We start from the raw sequence: 17,097 nt of genomic DNA, 5'->3' as shown, positions 1-17,097 counted from the left end.
ACGAGAAATAGTGATAGATTCTACGTCTATCACTATTTTTCACAATGAAGTCAGTGGAGTGGCTAATTGGAGGGATCATGATGAGCGGATATATTTTGGAGATGAACGAGATCTCCAAAGCGTTTACCGGAGTGAAAGCGCTCAGCAATGTAAATTTTAAAGTAAGAAAAGGCGAGATACACTGCTTGATCGGGGAGAACGGAGCAGGGAAATCCACGCTTATGAAAGTGCTCAGTGGTGTCTATCCTTATGGAACGTATGAAGGAGACATCGTGTTTGAAGGAAGTGTTCAGCAGTTCAATAAGATCAGTGACAGTGTTCAAACCGGCATCGTTATCATCTATCAGGAGCTAGCTCTATTTCCGGATCTCACGGTTTATGAAAATATTTTTGTCGGTAACGAGGTCAAACGTGGAAACTTGGTGGATTGGAACCAGACGATTGCCGAAGCAAAGAAAATGCTGAAGCGAGTGGGGCTCGACGTGAATCCTGAAACACTCGTGAAGGACTTGAGTGTAGGAAAGCAGCAGTTGGTTGAAATCGCCAAAGCATTAAGTAAGGACGTTAAGCTGCTTATTTTAGATGAACCGACTGCCGCACTGAATGAAGATGACAGTGAGAATCTGTTAAAACTTCTAGGTGAGCTGAAGAAACAGGGCATCACGAGTATTATGATCTCCCACAAACTAAAGGAAGTCATCTCCATTGCCGACCAAGCGACGGTGCTGCGTGATGGCAAAACAATCTGTACGCTCGATGCTTCTAAAGGAGAAATATCAGAGAACATGATCATTAAAAATATGGTCGGACGGGATATTGATGATATTTATCCGAAAAGACCCCATAAGAAGATCGGTAAAACGATACTAGAACTGAACAACTGGTCTGCTTACAGTACCGAGCTTGCTAGACATGTCTTAAAGAATATTGATTTTCATGTAAAAAAAGGAGAAATCGTTGGGATCGCCGGACTTATGGGCTCTGGACGAACCGAGCTTGCACTGAGTATGTTTGGTAATCCGAAAAATTATAAACTTGAAGGTCAGCTTAAAGTCTCAGGAGTGGAAAAAACGTTCAAGCACACGAGTGACGCGATTAAGTCAGGCATCGCTTATGTCACAGAAGACCGAAAAGGTGATGGGCTGTTCCTCATTCAAGATATTAAGAACAACATAACGGCTGCAAATCTTAACGAAGTCGCTGATAAGGGAATCATCAACGAGAATGAAGAGGTAAAAAGAGCAACAGAATACAAGCGATCCATGTATATTAAAGCATCCTCACTAGAGCAAACGGTCGGTAACTTGAGTGGAGGAAATCAGCAGAAGGTATCGCTCGGAAAGTGGCTGTTCGTTGGGCCGAAGCTATTAATTTTGGATGAACCAACACGCGGTATCGATGTAGGTGCTAAGTTTGAAATCTATACGATTATGAACCAATTAATCAGCGAAGGTATGAGTATTATCATGATTTCTTCTGAACTTGGTGAAGTACTCGGGATGAGTGATCGTGTTTACGTTATGGCTGAAGGAAGAATGAAAGGTGAGCTGCCGATTGAAGAAGCCAATCAAGAAAACATCATGCAGCTTGCAACGCAATAGGGGGTTAACACAATGGAATTTATCAATGAAGCAAGAACGTTAGTGAAAGAGAATATCCGTGATTATGGGATGTATATCGCTCTGTTTGTGATTATGCTTACCTTCTCCATCATGACGGATGGGCTGTTCATGTCATCGCGTAATATTAGTAATCTATTAGATTCTACTGGTTATATCGCAGTACTGGCAGTAGGAATGACACTCGTCATCGTTATTCGTCATATTGATTTATCTGTAGGGTTCGCAGCAGGATTTCTTGGTGCGATCGCGGCCATCCTTTTAACAAAGATGGGGCTGCCTGTTTATGTGACGATTCCGGTGATTCTTATGCTTGGAATCTTTATTGGCTTATTTAACGGTTTGTTAATCGCCAAATACGCCATCCCTTCCTTCGTAGCTACGCTTGCGGGGATGTTGATTTTCCGCGGTGCGCTATTACAAGTAACTGAGAAAACGGGGACAATTATTATCAAAGACGATGCGTTCAACGCGATCGGCAACGGATTTATTCCTTCTCTTATGATCGTAAATGGTTTGCATCTTTTATCTCTAATCCTAGGTTTACTATCCATCTTATTTTACATTTATAGCGAAATCTCTACGCGCCGCAACAAGATTAAATATCAGTTCGATGTTGTATCTAAAGGGATCTTCACGATCAAACTTGTTTTTGTTTCAGCGATCATTGCCTATGTTACTTGGATTCTAGCAGGTTATAACGGCTTTTCTTGGACGGTTGTGATCATGCTTCTTGTCGTTGTAGCATACCATTTCTTAACGACGAAAACGGTGCTTGGCCGTCACATTTACGCAGTAGGAAGTAATCCAGAAGCAGCACATCTAAGCGGAATCAATGTAAATAAGATTACGTACATGGTGTTTGGTTCTATGGGAATGCTTGCTGCACTATCAGGAATTCTTTTTACTTCACGTCTTCAATCGGCTACGACAACAGCTGGAACGCTATTCGAGCTTGATGCCATCGCTGCCGCCTATGTGGGCGGTGTGTCTTCCGCTGGGGGAGTCGGTAAAGTGACGGGTGCCATCATCGGTGCCATTGTTATGGCTTCATTATCAAGCGGGATGAACCTTCTTGGTGTTGGGGTTTCCATGCAGTACATGATTAGAGGTGGCGTGTTGGTTGCAGCTGTACTCTTCGATGTAATAACTCGTAAAAAGAGAGGATAGCTAACTCGTAATTAGGTTTGGTAAAAAGTGGAGACATCATGCTCGAAGATGTCTTCACTTTTTTAACTCTAAACAACAGTTTAGTCCCTATAATTGGTAACGGAGTAAGCGTGTGTATCACATTTCTTATGATAAAATATGATTAGTAAATATTCGGAAAAAGGGGATACTTCACTTGCGCAAAGCTGGATTAATCTTTCTGATTTTTATATGTATCTTCCTAAGTTATTTAACGTTTATTACAGCTCAAAAAGCGTTTCAGTCTGATTGGAAACTGCCTGCAGCGTCTACTCAGAAAGAAGATTCTTTTCGTATTGTTCTTATCACGCAAGAATTGGATACCCCTTTTTGGGACAAGGTTGGAAAAGGTGCGGAACAACAAGCTCAAAAAAGTGGAGCAAGCCTTGAAGTCTGGGGAAGCTACGGCAAGAACCAGGATGATTTTCTGAAGAAGCTCGAGGTTGCTATTCAGTCAAAAGTAGATGGCATCATCGTGCAAGGACTTGATACAGATCGTTTTAAAGAGTTGACGAAAGTGAAAGCGGCGTTTTATGGAATTCCTATTATTACGGTTGGAAATGACGTGCCTAAAGCAGAGAGCCTCCGAAAAACATACGTTGGTTCAAATCAGCACTTAGCAGGAATGATGATTGCAAAACTCATGTTGTCTGACATGGGACAAGAAGGGCAAGTCATTTTATTAAGTGATAGTCAGAAAGAGCACTATCAAGAGCAACGGCTTTCAGGCATTAAAGAAGTGCTTCAAAGCTTTCCGAACATAAAGTCGATTTATGCAGAAACACCTGAGACGAGAGAGCAAGTTATCGCAAAAACAAGAGATCTTTTGAATCAGTATCCCGATGCGGATGGATTTATTGCCGTGAACGCTAATACGGCAGGAGCTATGATTCAGGAGATTGGTAGACGCGGACAGGTAGAGCCCTATTTTATTTATTCTTTTGATGATGGATCTGAATCGATGACCTTGCTTAACCAAAAAAAGTTAGATGGTGTGATTGAGCAGTCACCTGAGATGATGGGAAGAAAAAGCGTAGATGTTTTGATGCAATGGTTAAAGAACGAAACCGTTCCTCTTGATGCGGATGGTTATTCTAGTGAAATTCGAATGATAAAGGCGATGGACGAGAGATGAACAGAATACAGAAAAAAATATGGATGCTTGCATCAGTCGTTCTGATCATCATGGCCATTATTTGGATAGCGCTTACATACTATAATCAGAAAACGCAAAATCAATACAATGACATCTTACAACGTTATTTAAGCATGAATGAAGTGACGAGCACGAGTCAAAAAATGGTCACAGACCTTAATAACTACTTGCTTGAACCATCAGAGAACCATATGGATAACCTTGATAAAAGCAAAGATAAACTTAACATGGCAAAATTGGAAATCGGAAAACTAAGAAACTCAGAAAATGAATTTGCACTCATGAATTATATGAATCTTATTGATAGTTTAATTGAAACAACAGATCGTTCTCTGATGTTCTATGCGGAATCTGACACCGAGACCTCAAACAAAGAATTTACAGAAGCGACGCGTCTTTCCAAATATATATCAGAAATGACGCTTACGTTGATCGACACAGAGCTGAAGACTTACGACGTTTTTTATCGAGGCATTATTGATCAGTCTGGTGAATTTAAGAAACTAGGCATCTGGCTGATGCTTCTGATTACACTGCTGTTACTCGTGATTACGTATTGGTTTAGCTTAAGTATCACAAGACCGGTGCAACAGTTAACACGTGCCGCGAACGAGCTATCTGCAGGAAAGTTTGACAAAGAGATCAAAGTTGATTCAAATGATGAGATCTCATTTCTTGCTCAAACCTTTAACCGAATGCGCATCAATATCAATAATTTGTTTCAGGAGATACAGCAGAAGGCGCAGCTGGAGCATGAACTTCAGCAAAGCAAGCTTCTGTTGCAAGAGAGTCAGCTTAAGAATCTGCAAAGCCAGATCAACCCGCACTTTTTATTTAATACGCTTAATACCCTATCGAAAAAGGCTTATTTAGAAGGATCAAAAGAAACGAGTGATCTACTTGTAAGTGTGGCTGGTCTTTTAAGATACAACTTAAAGTGGTTAGACAAATCCGTTACGCTTCAAGATGAAGTGATGGTGATTCAGCAATATATGAACATTCAAAAAGCAAGGTTTACTGATCGGCTGACGTTGCACCTAGAAATCGATCAGTCCTGTTTAGAAGTTCAGATTCCTGGCTTAACTCTGCAACCGATTATTGAGAACGCCGTGATCTATGCGGTTGAGCCAAGAGAAGATGGCGGACAGATCTGGCTTCGCATTAAAGATGACGATAACATGGTGAGAATCGAAGTGGAAGACGACGGACCTGGAATACCTGAGAATATCAGGTTACAGATTTTAGACGGAGAACTTGTTGAGACAAACAGTGCTTCAACAGGTATTGGGTTTACGAATGTTGTGAAGCGACTTCGACTTTTTTATGGTCTTGAAAACGTGATGGATATTCAAAGTGATATCGGTGTGGGTACGACGGTGGTAATAAGAATTCCTAAGACGAGGGGGATTGAACAGCATGCTCAAACTCTTGATCGTTGATGACGAGCAGATTGAAAGAGAAGGGCTCCAAGTTATTCTGCAGAAGGCATTTCCTAATCTCGAGATTTATCAAGCGAAGAATGGAAAAGTCGCAGTTCAAGTTGCGGCGGAAGTAAAGCCTGACTTAGTGATGATGGATATTCAGATGCCAGGGATGAATGGACTAGAAGCGATACAGCAAATTACATCTACGAATCCTTTTATTAAGTTTGTGATGATTACAGCTTTTGATATGTTTGATTATGCACGTCAGGCGATCAAATTAGGAGTGAAGGATTATTTATTAAAACCTAGCAGAGTGAGTGAGATTGAAGAGACGGTCGGGAAAGTCTTAATGGAAATTGCAGAAGAGCGCAGATCTCACAAGGTTTTGGAAAGTACGTTACCGCTCGTGGAAACAGATGTTGTCACGCAGCTGTTGTTCGATCATGTACATGATGTCCATTTGGATATGCTTGTTGATATGCTCGACATCTCTTCTACTCATGAACCATTTGTGATGAGTATTCTACTTCCACAAGGTGAAGAAAACCTTTATTCGTTGATCAAAGAAAAGGTCAGGAAATCAGCGAGTGGGTGGGTTGGTGCCTTGTATGGCCGTCAGCTTCCTATTATCGTCTTTCGTAAACCTGGTTCTTCGTTTCGTTCTCAAGCGATTTTTCTCGCAAAAGATATTCTCTCACTGAGAAAAGCAAAGACTGATGATGGATGGTTTATAGGAATCGGAAATGTGTGTCATTCTTTAGATCAAGTTCGGCAGTCCTATCAAGAATCACTTATTGCCACGATGGATTCCTCCTTGCCTGTTAAATATCGCTTTTATCATGATGTTCCGATGCTTGGGAGTACAGAGGACAGACCTCAATCCAAAAAGCGAGAAAAACAGTTTTTAGATGAGATCAGGTTAGGAAAGTGGGATGAAGTTCTTAAAAATGTATTGAGTCTCATCCAACGTTGCGAGAACGAAGGGACAGATCTGCTCCAAACACAGCAGCGTGTTCTTGAACTGCTCTGGGTGGCTGCGAGAGTGATGAACGAAATGGGAATGGAGACTGAAACACCTTTCTTTTCATATCAATCTCAAGACTACCGTCAGCTTCGTTCTGAATCTGAACATCTATTCAAACAGATGCGGATTTCATACGAAGAACATTATGAACAGCTTGAAGCCGATACGATTCATCAGATTAAACAATATATCGTAAAGCATTCTCATGAAGACATCTCTCTTGAGGCGTTAGGAAGAAAAGTAGGTTTGAGTCCGATCTATATTAGTAAGATGTTTAAAGAAAAGCTGGGAATCAACTATATTGATTTTCTGACAGAATGCAGAATCGATAAGGCGAAGAAACTGATGGCAGATCCAGAAAAAAGCTTAAAAGAAATCACGTTTGAGGTCGGTTATCATGAACCTAACTATTTCAGCAAAGTGTTCAAAAAAATGGTTACGCTTTCACCTACAGAATATCGCAGGACTGTTCTTGGGAAAAAAGGATGAAGGCCGTAAAGGAGCATCATTCATGAGAAGATTCTTAAATGGTTTATGCCTCGTCCTGTTATTCGTAGCTTTTATATTTGTTTCCGGATGCGACAAAGACAGTACGAGTAAAGAGACACTTGGGAAAGCGATTCCTTCTAAAAGTGAAAAAGTAGGCAGCGCGTCAGTAAACGAGGAAAAGATTAAGATTGGCTTTTCCATGGATACGTTATTAGAAGAACGTTGGCTTAAAGACAAAGAGCTCTTCAAGAAAGCCGTAGAGAATCTAGGAGCAGAGGTAGAGATTCTCGCTGCTAACGGTGATGACTCTTTGCAGATTGCACAAGCTGAAACGCTCATTCAGAACGAGGTCGACCTTCTTGTCGTTGTTCCTCATAACGCTGAAGCTATGGCGGCGATCGTCAGGAAAGCACACTCAGCAGGCATTAAAGTGATGGCATACGACCGATTAATCAAAAATGCTGACCTCGACATGTACGTATCTTTTGACAACGAAAAGGTAGGCGAGCTACAAGCCCGAGCAATAACCAAGCTTGTTCCGAATGGAAAGTACGTGTATATAGGGGGAGCCGAAACGGATAACAATGCTCATCTGTTTAAAAAAGGTGTGTTCCGAGTTCTGCAGCCATTAATTGATAAAGGGGTTATCACGGTCGTATACGATCAATGGTCCAAAGACTGGACGCCTGCTAATGCGTTAATAAATATGGAATCGGCACTGAAAGCGAACAACAATGAAATTCATGCGGTGATCGCAGCGAATGATGCTACTGCGGGTGGTGTCATACAAGCCCTTGAAGCACAAGGTCTCGCTGGGAAAGTTCCGGTCTCAGGACAAGATGCGGAGCTTGCTGGCGTGCAGCGGATCGTACAAGGAACGCAAGTGATGACGGTGTATAAACCGATTCAGGCATTATCAGAAAAAGCAGCAGAATTGGCAGTGAAGATGGCAAAAGGGGAAACGATAAAAACAGAACGAAAGATAAACAACGGTAAAATGGAGGTTCCTTCTGTTTTGTTATCTCCCATCGCGGTTGATAAAGAGAATCTCGAAGAAACAATTATTAAAGATGGATTCCATTCTAAGAGTGATGTTTATCAGAATAAGCAATAAACCAGTCTTCGTGAAACAATGGAGTTATTCCATTGTAATACGGGGCTTTTTTTGTTAGATAAATGATTGTGTCAATCCCGTTTAGTGCCCATAACATGGTAGTAAAACTGTATTTAACAAGGAGCATGTTATGTATAACCATTACAATTATAGAGTAACTCCGAGTGTTGTTGCGTTCGCTAAGGGAGATGTGACTGGAGATCGTGTACCAGACGATGTATATCTAACAGGTACGAAGAGTCAGGACAGCACATTCATTGAGAACATTACGCTTTTTGTAAAAAACGGAAGAACAGGTGCTCAGACAAGAGTACCTCTTTCTGACAATGCTGGATACAACCCCGCTTTGTTTTTAGGAGATTTTACAGGTAACGGTGTTTCAGACGTGTTGGTCAGCATCAATTCTGGTGGCAGCGGAGGATTCATGTATCATTATGTGTATTCGTTTGTAGGGAATACACCGCAAGAGATGTTTAATTTCAACGCTTACAATGCTGCTTATGAATATGATGTGATCTATGAGAATAACTACAAAGTTCGAGTTGTTAGTAAACGTAATAAAAAAACGTATATCATTGATCTATCAAAACGAGACAAAGAGTATTTAAATGAAATATATGATGTGAACGGAAAGCTGAAGAAACCAATTACCGGCTTTGTGAATCCATTAAGTGGTCTCTATCCAATCGATTTTGATTCCAATGGAATTTACGAACTTTCCGCTTATCAAAAGATTGCAGGCTTATATAACGCAGATGCTCTAGGGTACGTGGTAAACACGCTTGGATTGGAGAATAATCAATTTGTTCTTCAGAATCAATACGTAGCGATTTCTGGAACGTAATAAAGAGATCTAGCCTTTTCTAAAAGGCTAGATCTCTAATTGCTTATGCATTCATGCTATAGATGGTCCATGATAAATAGGTAGCAAATGAGCTCCAGAGAAGATAAGGAATAAGCAACCATCCAGAAACTTTTCTTAAACGACCGGCATAGATGACTAAAAGTAAAGTCGTCACCGCAATCAATAGAGCATCGATGCTCGCTGCGAATAAATCTTTTTGTGTAAACTGAAAATAACCGAAAGCTTGATTGAATACATAGTTGATCGCAAATAGAATCCAAAAGCCAATGGGTTTAAAACCATATTGATTGTAGATAAGAGTTGCGGATAGAGCGATTAAAAAGAACAAAACAGCCCATATAATACCGATTGTTTGTCCTGACGGAGTCCATGATGGCTTGTTCAGTGCATCATACCACTCGCGATCAACCGGAAATAGAAAACTGGAAACATAGAACAGGGCAAAGATAATGACAAAGACGACTATACTGGATTTTTTCATGATTTACCTCCTGGGTTGTAGTGGGAATCGTGTAAGCAATTGTCTATATTTCTTAGAATTATACTGTTCCCTTTTTAAATTATTCTTAAAACCAGAAGCGTATTTTTTGCATTTGGAAACTGAGGGTATTATTATAATAGTTACTTTAAAAAAGAAAGTTATAATTCGGGCTATTTCAATGATAGTAATGTATGTGGTTGATTTCCGTTCCAGAATGCTCGCTTTCCGGGGGGAGTGCGGTGAGCCTCTTAGCGCTCTGCGCTGTTAAGAGTCTCACCTGTCCCGCTAATCCCCCAGGAGTCTCGCATCTTGCACTTCAATCAACTTTCATGCAAGTAATGAAAAAAAGATAAAAGCAAAAACGACTTGAAGAGCCCAATAAAAATAAGAGGTGGAAGACAAATATGATGAATAAAAAGTATGCACCATTGTTTGAATCTTATCGTTTTAAAAACGGTGTTGAACTTAAGAACCGTGTTGTTATGGCACCGATGACAAACTTTTCTTCAAACGAAGACGGAACTGTAACAGATGAAGAAATTCGCTACTACGAGCGCCGTTCTGATGGTGTTGGGATGGTTATTACAGCTTGTACGAATGTGACAGCTAACGGCAAAGGATTCCCAGGAGAGTTCGCTGGAGATACGGATGACATGATTCCAAGTCTTCGCGACTTAGCTTCTGCCATAAAAGCAAAAGGATCAAAAGCAATTCTGCAAATTTTCCATGGTGGTCGTGAAGTGCCACCTGAACTTGTTCCTAACGGAGATGTTGTGAGTGCGAGCAATATCCCTTCAGGTGAGGGGAAACCTGTGCCACGCGAACTGACTTCAGAAGAAGTATCTTCTATCATTCGTGATTTTGGTGAAACAACAAGACGTGCGATTGAAGCAGGTTATGACGGTGTTGAGATCCACGGTGCGAACGGCTATCTGATTCAGCAGTTCTTTTCTCCACACGCGAATCGCCGTGAAGATCAATGGGGCGGCTCGTTAGAGAAACGTATGGCGTTTCCTTTAGCTGTTGTAGATTCAGTGAAAAAAGCAGTAGCTGAATATGCAGATGACTCATTCATCGTAGGCTACCGCTTTTCACCAGAAGAACCTGAAACACCAGGAATTACGATGGCTGATACGTTAGCGCTTGTTGATGCTCTTAGTGCAAAGAAATTAGATTATCTTCACGTTTCGGTAATGGATTTCTGGTCTGAACCTAGACGAGGAGTTGAAGATACACGTTCACGCATTGAGATTATTAACGAAAGAGTAGGCGATCGTGTACCTGTTATGGGAGTAGGATCCATCTATACAGCAGATGATGCGATCAAAGCTTTAGAAACAGGAGTGCCATTCATTGCTTTAGGGCGTGAACTGATCATTGATCCAGACTGGGTACAAAAGATCGAACAAGGCAAAGAGTCTGAAATCGTAACGAAACTTGATAAATCAAAGCAAGATGAACTTGTAGTACCAGATCCGTTGTGGAACGCAGTCTTGAACGCACCAGGATGGTTTCCAGGGGTTTAATAAAAGATAAGAAAAAGCAGGAGCTGATCCTGCTTTTTTTGTTTGTGAACACAACAAAGTTTACTTTCAACAGGTATGGGAAGACATAAGAGTAGACATTCAACTAGGAGGCAGATTTAATGAGCAAAACGATTTTTATAACAGGTGCAGGAAGTGGATTAGGAAAAGGTGCAGCTATCGGACTCGCTAAAAAAGGACATGCCATTATCGCCACAACTGAAACGACTTCACAAAAAACAGCTCTTTTAGAAGAATCAAATAATCTAGGTCTTGATATAGAGGTGTTCAAACTTGATATTACAAATGAACGAGATCTAGAACAAATAGAAAAGTATGACTTTGACATATTTGTAGCCAATGCAGCGATCAATGAAGGTGGGCCATTAGCTGAAGTTCCAATGGACCGCGTTCGTGCTTTATTTGAGGTAAACGTATTTGCTACGCTAGAATCCGTTCAGCTTGCAGCGAAAAAATTCGTCAAAAAGCGAAGCGGAAAAATTATCTTTTTGAGTTCTATGGCAGGTATATCAGCAACACCGTATGTTGGACCGTATACGGCAACAAAGCATGCGATTGAAGGAATTGCTCAAACGATGCAGGCAGAACTTCAAGAGTTTGGTGTAAAAGTCGCAACAATCAATCCAGGCGCATATGCAACTGGATTCAATGATCGAAGTGCAGAAGAAAAATACAAATGGTATGATCCCGAAAAGAACTTTACAAGAAAGGAAGATATGAAGAAGCAAGAAGAGCAACTGAAGAATCAATATGATCCAGAGGACATGATCGAGAGAATGATTGAAATCATCCCGGCCGAAGAACATTACTTCCGCACTGTTCATCCACAGGAAGTAGAGGAACAGTTAAAGAAAACGGAGAAAGAACGTTGGGAAATGAAAATTTAAAGTAATCAACATCTGATGAGACCCTGATGAAAAAATCAGGGTTTTTTGAGTTTTGTTGAAGAAAATACTATAGTTAAATACATATATCAACGGGATAGTAGGGATGTTTGAAATGAAAAAAATAATTGTAATCGGATCCGGAATTTTGGGAGCGTCTACCGCTTATCATCTTAGTAAATCTGATGCAGAGGTTCTAATAATCGATAGAAAAGATAAGGGACAAGCGACAGATGCAGCAGCAGGCATCGTGTGTCCGTGGCTATCTCAGCGCCGTAACAAAGCTTGGTATCAGTTAGCAAAGGGCGGAGCTCGGTATTATCCTGAACTTATCAAGATGCTCGAAGAAGACGGTGAAACCGATACGGGTTACAAATGTGTAGGTACACTGAGCTTACATGCAGATTCTGAAAAACTTAAACAAATGGCAGAGCGGGCTTTGAAACGTAGAGAAGATGCTCCGGAAATTGGTGAGATCACGATTCTTTCTCCTGAAGAAACGAAGAAACGCTTTCCACCCTTATCCGACGAATTCGGTTCGGTTTTTGTAAGTGGCGGTGCTCGTGTAAACGGAAGAGCGATGCGTGACACTCTGGTGAATGGAGCTAAGAAAAACGGTGTGAAGCTTCTTCATGGTCATGCTGCTCTACTTTATGAAGGAAAAGTAGTTTCGGGTGTTTCTCTTAATGGCCAAAAAATCTTCGCTGATCAAATCATCATAACAGCAGGAGCATGGTCGAATGAAATTTTAAAGCCACTTGGAATCAACTTTAAAGTAACTCCACAAAAAGCACAGATCATCCACTTGGAGTTGCAAAAAACAGATACAGACGATTGGCCAGTGGTGATGCCGCCGACAAATCAGTACATTCTCACTTTTGATGATCGAGTAGTCGTAGGAGCTACACACGAAGATGAGGCAGGTTTTGATAACCGGGTAACGGCAGGCGGTATTCATGACATACTTTCAAAAGCCTTACCTGTCGCACCTGGTCTGTCAGAAGGATCACTTCTTGAAACAAGAGTGGGCTTCCGACCGTTCACGCCAGGTTTTTTACCAGTAATCGGACCGCTTCCTAATTTTAATAACATTTTGGTCGCGAACGGCCTTGGTGCATCAGGGCTTACAAGTGGACCTTACTTAGGAGCTGAACTTGCGAAGCTTGCATTAGGAAAATCTACAGAACTAGATATATCTAACTATGATGTATCTGGTGCTATTGAATAATCGCTATGAAAAAAGACAACTTCCACTTAAGTGAGTTGTCTTTTTATATGGTACTCCCAATTGGCTTTAAGCTGAAATACACCAGGTACTCATTGACAGCATCTATATCATAGATTTTTTTATTAATAAAAAACTTAAAGATTAAGTCGTTTGTATCGCTGAAAGATAGTGAGTATCCTGCACTTTCCAGAAGCTCTTCTGTGTCATCTTCGTCCAATTCCAAACCAAGAGCCAGCGCAAGAATCGTATTTTTCTTTGGTCGGTAATCTGATTTAGAGCGAATCTTAGAAAAGTGCTTCCGATCTAAACCGGCTTTCTTATAAACATCTGCGTCGGTCACACCTTTTTCATCAATCAGTTGAAAAAGTTTTTCCTGTAACGTTGGCTTTTTGTTTTGATGAATAAACGCATCTAACTCAAAACGGAGACTGCTTTCTTCTAAACATTCCTCCATCATTTTAGAAGACTGACAACCTTCTAATTCCATTATGAAATAATCAATCAGGTAGGTTTCTAATTCTAATAAAAGCTTTTGATCAAGCATATCCGACCACCTCCTAAAATGTCGCTTCACAGGCGACCATTTGCTGAATCTTTCTAGCTATGATTATAACATGACAAATGTTAGGAGATGATTAAGGGTGAACAAAAACGTAACAGAAATCGTATTTTTGCTTGATCGAAGTGGTTCGATGTCAGGGCTGGAGAAGGACACTATTGGAGGGTTTAACTCGTTCGTAAAAAGGCAAGTTGAGCGGAAGGGAAAAACCCTTCTTACGACCGTTTTATTTGATGATCAGTATGAAATTTTATGGAGCGGTGTCCCTGCAGAACAAGTCCAGTTAACGAGGAAGGACTATTATGTCCGCGGAACTACAGCGCTTTTGGATGCTGTAGGCAAAACCATATTGGATGTGGGTTACAGGCTCTCACGCACTGAAGAACACGATAGACCAGGTAAAGTGATCTTTGTTATTACGACAGATGGAATGGAGAACGCGAGCTCTGAATTTACACACGAAAAGGTAAAGACGCTTATTAAACATCAGCAAGATAAATACAATTGGGAATTTATTTTTATGGGTGCAAATATTGATGTTATAGCTGAATCGCAAAATCTCGGTATTAAAGAAGAAGACGCGTTTAGTTTTGATGCTACTCATGATGGGATAGAAAATTTATACTCCATGATGAGTGAAGAGATCATACAGCGAAGAAATAAATAACATTAACTCAGAGACAGTTTCCTTATACAGGAGAGTGTCTTTTTTATGTCATCATAAACAACATATTGCATATATTGGAAATATATAGTACATTACATATGTAATGCACTATAGTGGTAAGTTGGAGGTGAGGTACATTTGCTGCTAAATGCTGATAGTATGAAACCGATTTATGTTCAGATTTCAGAATGGCTCGAGAACGAAATCTTGAACGAAACGATTTCAGCAGATGAAAAAATATATTCGCAATATCAATTAGCTGAGATGTTTAATGTGAATCCAGCTACTGCTGGTAAAGGCATAAACTTATTGGCGGACGATAACGTTCTTTATAAGAAAAGGGGATTAGGGATGTTTGTTGCAGCGGATGCAAGAAAAATTATCCTCGGTAAAAGAAAAAGTTCTAAGCTGCATTCACTTGTTACCGAGTTAGCGCAAGAAGCTGTACAGCTACAAGTCGAAGAAGATGAACTAGTAACGATGATCAGGGATATGCACCAAAGAATAAAGGAGGAGCAATCATGAATGTTGTCGTTTGTCATGAACTGACTAAACAATATGGTCGATCGAAAGCAATCCAAAATATGACCTTTCGGATAGCGGAAAATAAAATTACCGGTTTAATTGGAAGGAACGGAGCAGGAAAAACAACATTATTAAAAATAATTGCTGGTTATCTTCATCATTCTGCGGGTGACATACAGGTTTTCTCTGAAAATCCGTTCAATAATTTAAAGGTTTCGGCAAATACAATCTTCATCGATAACGAGATGAGTTTCTCACAAGGGTTAACATTAAAAGAACTGCTTGAAACAGCGGGGAGTTTTTACCCAAATTGGAACCACGACTTAGCGTTAAAATTATTTGATTATTTTTCTTTTAATTCTAATCAATATCATGGAAATCTCTCAAAGGGGATGAAGAGTACGTTTAATATGATCGTTGGTTTAGCTGCACGCTGCCCACTGACGATCATGGATGAGCCGACAAGCGGAATGGATTCTGCGACACGTAAGGACTTTTACCGAGCATTATTAAAAGAATACATCGCCTATCCAAGAACAATCATTCTTTCTAGCCATCTATTAGATGAAGTAGAAGATTTGTTAGAAGAGGTTCTACTCATTAAGTCTGGTGAAAAGTGTCTTCACTTATCCATCGATCAGTTAAAGGAGTACGCGATTGGCGTGAGAGGAAAGACAGTTAACGTAGAGAAGTGGACAGAGAAGATGGAACCCATTTCCGTGCAAGAGATCGGCGCAAATATGTCATACGCGGTCATAAGAAACGATCGTTCGATAAAAGAGTTAGAGGATGCTAGACAGTTAGGATTAGAAGTCACGCCAGTTTCTGCAGAAGATATTTTCAGTTATTTAACAAGTAAAACAAAAGGGGGAATCGATCATGTATTTAGCAGAGGTTAAGACTTGGGATATTGTAAAGAAACAATATCGCTATAAGCTAAAATCATACTTTGGTGTGTTTACATCGTTAATCGTGATCCAGCTGCTCGCGATTCTTTTTTCTTTTAATGGTACCGGTTCGGGAAGTGGCTCATCTAATTCAATACAATATGATTTTTACTATTACACAAGTGACATCATCCTCATTTTTATGATGATTTGGGCGTTCATAACAGCCATCATTATAACAACGAGAGCGTATCGTTATGATGATTTTTCTTTTGTAACGAATCGTGTCATAAGCCAAGTTTCTAACATTTTATTTCTTTTATCCTCTAGTATTTTTGCAGGCATAACGGTTTATCTTTCTACTAATCTATTTCAGATCTTAGCATTTTACTTCAAAAATAATTATTCGATCATTGTTGATTCATTAACGGTTACTGAATTCATAATCGGAATGATTACTTCCATTCTTTATATTTTTCTGTTTGCTAGCGCAGGATATCTTGTTGGAATTTTAATTCAGCTGCATAAAGGCTTTTTGTTGATTATTCCGACCGTCTTGTTTGGCGGTTTAATTTTGGATGGAATCGGTGGAGATCCTAGGGTTTTTGAAAATGTAACCATGTTCTTTGGACAAGAAACTTCATTTATTCTGTTCATTTGTAAAATTGCTATCGTCTCGTCCCTTTTACTGCTGGCTAGCCTTGGGATTTCTAATAGAATGGAGGTAAGGAAATGATTAATATTGTTTTACTACTAGTAATTTTTGTAGTTGTCTCATCCGGAATTGGAATCCTGAGATCAAACACTAAATTAAGCTTAGGAACAAGAAAAATCCGCTGGATCCTTGGCGGATATACAATGATTCTAGCGATTGCTACAGTTATTTCACTAAGCATCCTTCCAAACCACAAGAATGATGAAAAAATAGCTACGGCAGCTGAAATGAGCAGCATAGAAGACGCTCAAACCAAAGCGATAGACAATTTGTATTCAGGAAACGTAGTCGATCTAGATAAAATTTTTTCTGAAAAGAAAAAATGGTCTTTTCCTTTTAATGAAAAGTCGTTAGACATTGTTTTAACAGAGGGAGAAACAGGCATCATGAGTGTTTTCGCTGAGCGAAAAAGCGAAAATGATGGTGAGATTGAGGCTACGTATCATGTAGGGAAATCTTATATCGATGGGGTAGATTTTACAGACAAAGTGCATTCCCCAGAGCTTTTGTTAAACGGACAACAGCTAACCGTAAATAACCCAGCTTTAGTGACAGTTAGCTTCTCGAGATTTTCACCAGGCTTTGCATACAGCCAGTTCTCTAAGGGGGGACACTTTACTCAAGAAAATCGCAGCTCTGTGATCGGCCGTGATTTTATTCTATTAAAAGTACCTAACGATATTGAGATAAATGGTGATATTAGCTGGATAAACGAATAGAGGGGAGCT

General features: G+C 40.1%; 17 protein-coding genes. 15 read left to right on the top strand and 2 right to left on the bottom strand.

Features of this window, described 5'->3' with window-relative positions; all coding sequences use genetic code 11:
• Positions 1 to 80 precede the first annotated feature (80 nt).
• The 7 genes from FS458_RS18690 to FS458_RS18660 all read left to right on the top strand — a co-directional run bounded on the left by FS458_RS18690 (position 81) and on the right by FS458_RS18660 (position 8,858).
• Positions 81 to 1,601, top strand: coding sequence for a sugar ABC transporter ATP-binding protein (locus tag FS458_RS18690; protein ID WP_144704346.1), 1,521 nt, complete (start codon positions 81 to 83; stop codon positions 1,599 to 1,601).
• A 12-nt stretch (positions 1,602 to 1,613) separates the two neighbouring features.
• Entirely contained in the window at positions 1,614 to 2,789 is a 1,176-nt protein-coding gene (locus FS458_RS18685) for a sugar ABC transporter permease (protein ID WP_144704344.1), read from the top strand.
• Between the two features lie 175 nt (positions 2,790 to 2,964).
• Positions 2,965 to 3,942, top strand: a complete 978-nt coding sequence (locus FS458_RS18680; RefSeq protein WP_144704340.1) for a sugar ABC transporter substrate-binding protein — start codon at positions 2,965 to 2,967, stop codon at positions 3,940 to 3,942.
• Complete coding sequence (locus FS458_RS18675; protein ID WP_144704337.1) at positions 3,939 to 5,402, top strand: sensor histidine kinase; 1,464 nt, start codon at positions 3,939 to 3,941, stop codon at positions 5,400 to 5,402. The genes FS458_RS18680 and FS458_RS18675 overlap by 4 nt, the downstream gene beginning before the upstream one ends.
• Complete coding sequence (locus tag FS458_RS18670; RefSeq protein ID WP_144704335.1) at positions 5,380 to 6,900, top strand: response regulator; 1,521 nt, start codon at positions 5,380 to 5,382, stop codon at positions 6,898 to 6,900. Before FS458_RS18675 ends, FS458_RS18670 begins: the two co-directional genes overlap by 23 nt.
• Positions 6,901 to 6,922: 22 nt before the next feature.
• Positions 6,923 to 8,014 (top strand): D-xylose ABC transporter substrate-binding protein, encoded by a 1,092-nt coding sequence (gene xylF, locus FS458_RS18665; protein ID WP_144704331.1) that lies wholly within the window; start codon positions 6,923 to 6,925, stop codon positions 8,012 to 8,014.
• 130 nt (positions 8,015 to 8,144) lie between these two features.
• Positions 8,145 to 8,858 carry a VCBS repeat-containing protein gene (locus tag FS458_RS18660; protein ID WP_144704328.1) on the top strand — a complete coding sequence of 238 codons (714 nt, stop codon included), beginning with the start codon at positions 8,145 to 8,147 and terminating at the stop codon, positions 8,856 to 8,858.
• A gap of 43 nt (positions 8,859 to 8,901) precedes the next feature.
• On the opposite strand, the gene FS458_RS18655 is transcribed toward FS458_RS18660, so the two are convergent.
• Positions 8,902 to 9,360: a TspO/MBR family protein gene (locus FS458_RS18655; protein ID WP_144704325.1), complete on the bottom strand. Its 459-nt coding sequence runs from the start codon at positions 9,358 to 9,360 to the stop codon at positions 8,902 to 8,904.
• Between the two features lie 404 nt (positions 9,361 to 9,764).
• Between FS458_RS18655 and FS458_RS18650 the strand changes: the two genes are divergently transcribed.
• The 3 genes from FS458_RS18650 (at position 9,765) to FS458_RS18640 (ending at position 13,016) form a co-directional block, all read left to right on the top strand.
• Complete coding sequence (locus tag FS458_RS18650; RefSeq protein WP_186320655.1) at positions 9,765 to 10,886, top strand: NADH-dependent flavin oxidoreductase; 1,122 nt, start codon at positions 9,765 to 9,767, stop codon at positions 10,884 to 10,886.
• Positions 10,887 to 11,005: 119 nt separating this feature from the next.
• Positions 11,006 to 11,791, top strand: a complete 786-nt coding sequence (locus FS458_RS18645) for an SDR family oxidoreductase (RefSeq protein ID WP_144704322.1) — start codon at positions 11,006 to 11,008, stop codon at positions 11,789 to 11,791.
• 112 nt (positions 11,792 to 11,903) lie between these two features.
• Positions 11,904 to 13,016 (top strand): NAD(P)/FAD-dependent oxidoreductase, encoded by a 1,113-nt coding sequence (locus FS458_RS18640; RefSeq protein WP_144704319.1) that lies wholly within the window; start codon positions 11,904 to 11,906, stop codon positions 13,014 to 13,016.
• Positions 13,017 to 13,059: 43 nt separating this feature from the next.
• Here FS458_RS18640 and FS458_RS18635 read toward each other — a convergent pair whose 3' ends face one another.
• Complete coding sequence (locus FS458_RS18635) at positions 13,060 to 13,560, bottom strand: hypothetical protein (RefSeq protein WP_144704316.1); 501 nt, start codon at positions 13,558 to 13,560, stop codon at positions 13,060 to 13,062.
• 97 nt (positions 13,561 to 13,657) lie between these two features.
• Here FS458_RS18635 and FS458_RS18630 point away from each other — a divergent pair, with 97 nt between their 5' ends.
• The 5 genes from FS458_RS18630 (at position 13,658) to FS458_RS18610 (ending at position 17,088) form a co-directional block, all read left to right on the top strand.
• Positions 13,658 to 14,242 carry a vWA domain-containing protein gene (locus FS458_RS18630; protein ID WP_144704313.1) on the top strand — a complete coding sequence of 195 codons (585 nt, stop codon included), beginning with the start codon at positions 13,658 to 13,660 and terminating at the stop codon, positions 14,240 to 14,242.
• Between the two features lie 138 nt (positions 14,243 to 14,380).
• Positions 14,381 to 14,767 (top strand): GntR family transcriptional regulator, encoded by a 387-nt coding sequence (locus FS458_RS18625; protein WP_186320654.1) that lies wholly within the window; start codon positions 14,381 to 14,383, stop codon positions 14,765 to 14,767.
• Positions 14,764 to 15,666, top strand: coding sequence for an ATP-binding cassette domain-containing protein (locus FS458_RS18620; RefSeq protein WP_144704310.1), 903 nt, complete (start codon positions 14,764 to 14,766; stop codon positions 15,664 to 15,666). The genes FS458_RS18625 and FS458_RS18620 overlap by 4 nt, the downstream gene beginning before the upstream one ends.
• Positions 15,647 to 16,390 carry a hypothetical protein gene (locus FS458_RS18615; protein WP_144704307.1) on the top strand — a complete coding sequence of 248 codons (744 nt, stop codon included), beginning with the start codon at positions 15,647 to 15,649 and terminating at the stop codon, positions 16,388 to 16,390. Before FS458_RS18620 ends, FS458_RS18615 begins: the two co-directional genes overlap by 20 nt.
• On the top strand, positions 16,387 to 17,088 hold the full coding sequence (locus tag FS458_RS18610; RefSeq protein ID WP_144704305.1) for a hypothetical protein: 702 nt from the start codon (positions 16,387 to 16,389) through the stop codon (positions 17,086 to 17,088). The genes FS458_RS18615 and FS458_RS18610 overlap by 4 nt, the downstream gene beginning before the upstream one ends.
• Positions 17,089 to 17,097 lie beyond the last annotated feature (9 nt).

The sequence above is a fragment of the Fictibacillus phosphorivorans genome, assembly GCF_007673525.1.
Lineage (GTDB): Bacteria > Bacillota > Bacilli > Bacillales > Fictibacillaceae > Fictibacillus > Fictibacillus phosphorivorans_C.
This window is presented reverse-complemented; position numbering and strand designations above follow the sequence as displayed.

Coding starts and splice junctions, on each gene's coding strand:
- FS458_RS18655 (WP_144704325.1), bottom strand. CDS start 9,360: ATGAAAAAATCCAGTATAGTCGTCTTTGTCATTATCTTTGCCCTGTTC.
- FS458_RS18675 (WP_144704337.1), top strand. CDS start 3,939: ATGAACAGAATACAGAAAAAAATATGGATGCTTGCATCAGTCGTTCTG.
- FS458_RS18670 (WP_144704335.1), top strand. CDS start 5,380: ATGCTCAAACTCTTGATCGTTGATGACGAGCAGATTGAAAGAGAAGGG.
- FS458_RS18685 (WP_144704344.1), top strand. CDS start 1,614: ATGGAATTTATCAATGAAGCAAGAACGTTAGTGAAAGAGAATATCCGT.
- FS458_RS18690 (WP_144704346.1), top strand. CDS start 81: ATGAGCGGATATATTTTGGAGATGAACGAGATCTCCAAAGCGTTTACC.
- FS458_RS18640 (WP_144704319.1), top strand. CDS start 11,904: ATGAAAAAAATAATTGTAATCGGATCCGGAATTTTGGGAGCGTCTACC.
- FS458_RS18635 (WP_144704316.1), bottom strand. CDS start 13,560: ATGCTTGATCAAAAGCTTTTATTAGAATTAGAAACCTACCTGATTGAT.
- FS458_RS18645 (WP_144704322.1), top strand. CDS start 11,006: ATGAGCAAAACGATTTTTATAACAGGTGCAGGAAGTGGATTAGGAAAA.
- FS458_RS18615 (WP_144704307.1), top strand. CDS start 15,647: ATGTATTTAGCAGAGGTTAAGACTTGGGATATTGTAAAGAAACAATAT.
- xylF (WP_144704331.1), top strand. CDS start 6,923: ATGAGAAGATTCTTAAATGGTTTATGCCTCGTCCTGTTATTCGTAGCT.
- FS458_RS18650 (WP_186320655.1), top strand. CDS start 9,765: ATGATGAATAAAAAGTATGCACCATTGTTTGAATCTTATCGTTTTAAA.
- FS458_RS18610 (WP_144704305.1), top strand. CDS start 16,387: ATGATTAATATTGTTTTACTACTAGTAATTTTTGTAGTTGTCTCATCC.
- FS458_RS18660 (WP_144704328.1), top strand. CDS start 8,145: ATGTATAACCATTACAATTATAGAGTAACTCCGAGTGTTGTTGCGTTC.
- FS458_RS18620 (WP_144704310.1), top strand. CDS start 14,764: ATGAATGTTGTCGTTTGTCATGAACTGACTAAACAATATGGTCGATCG.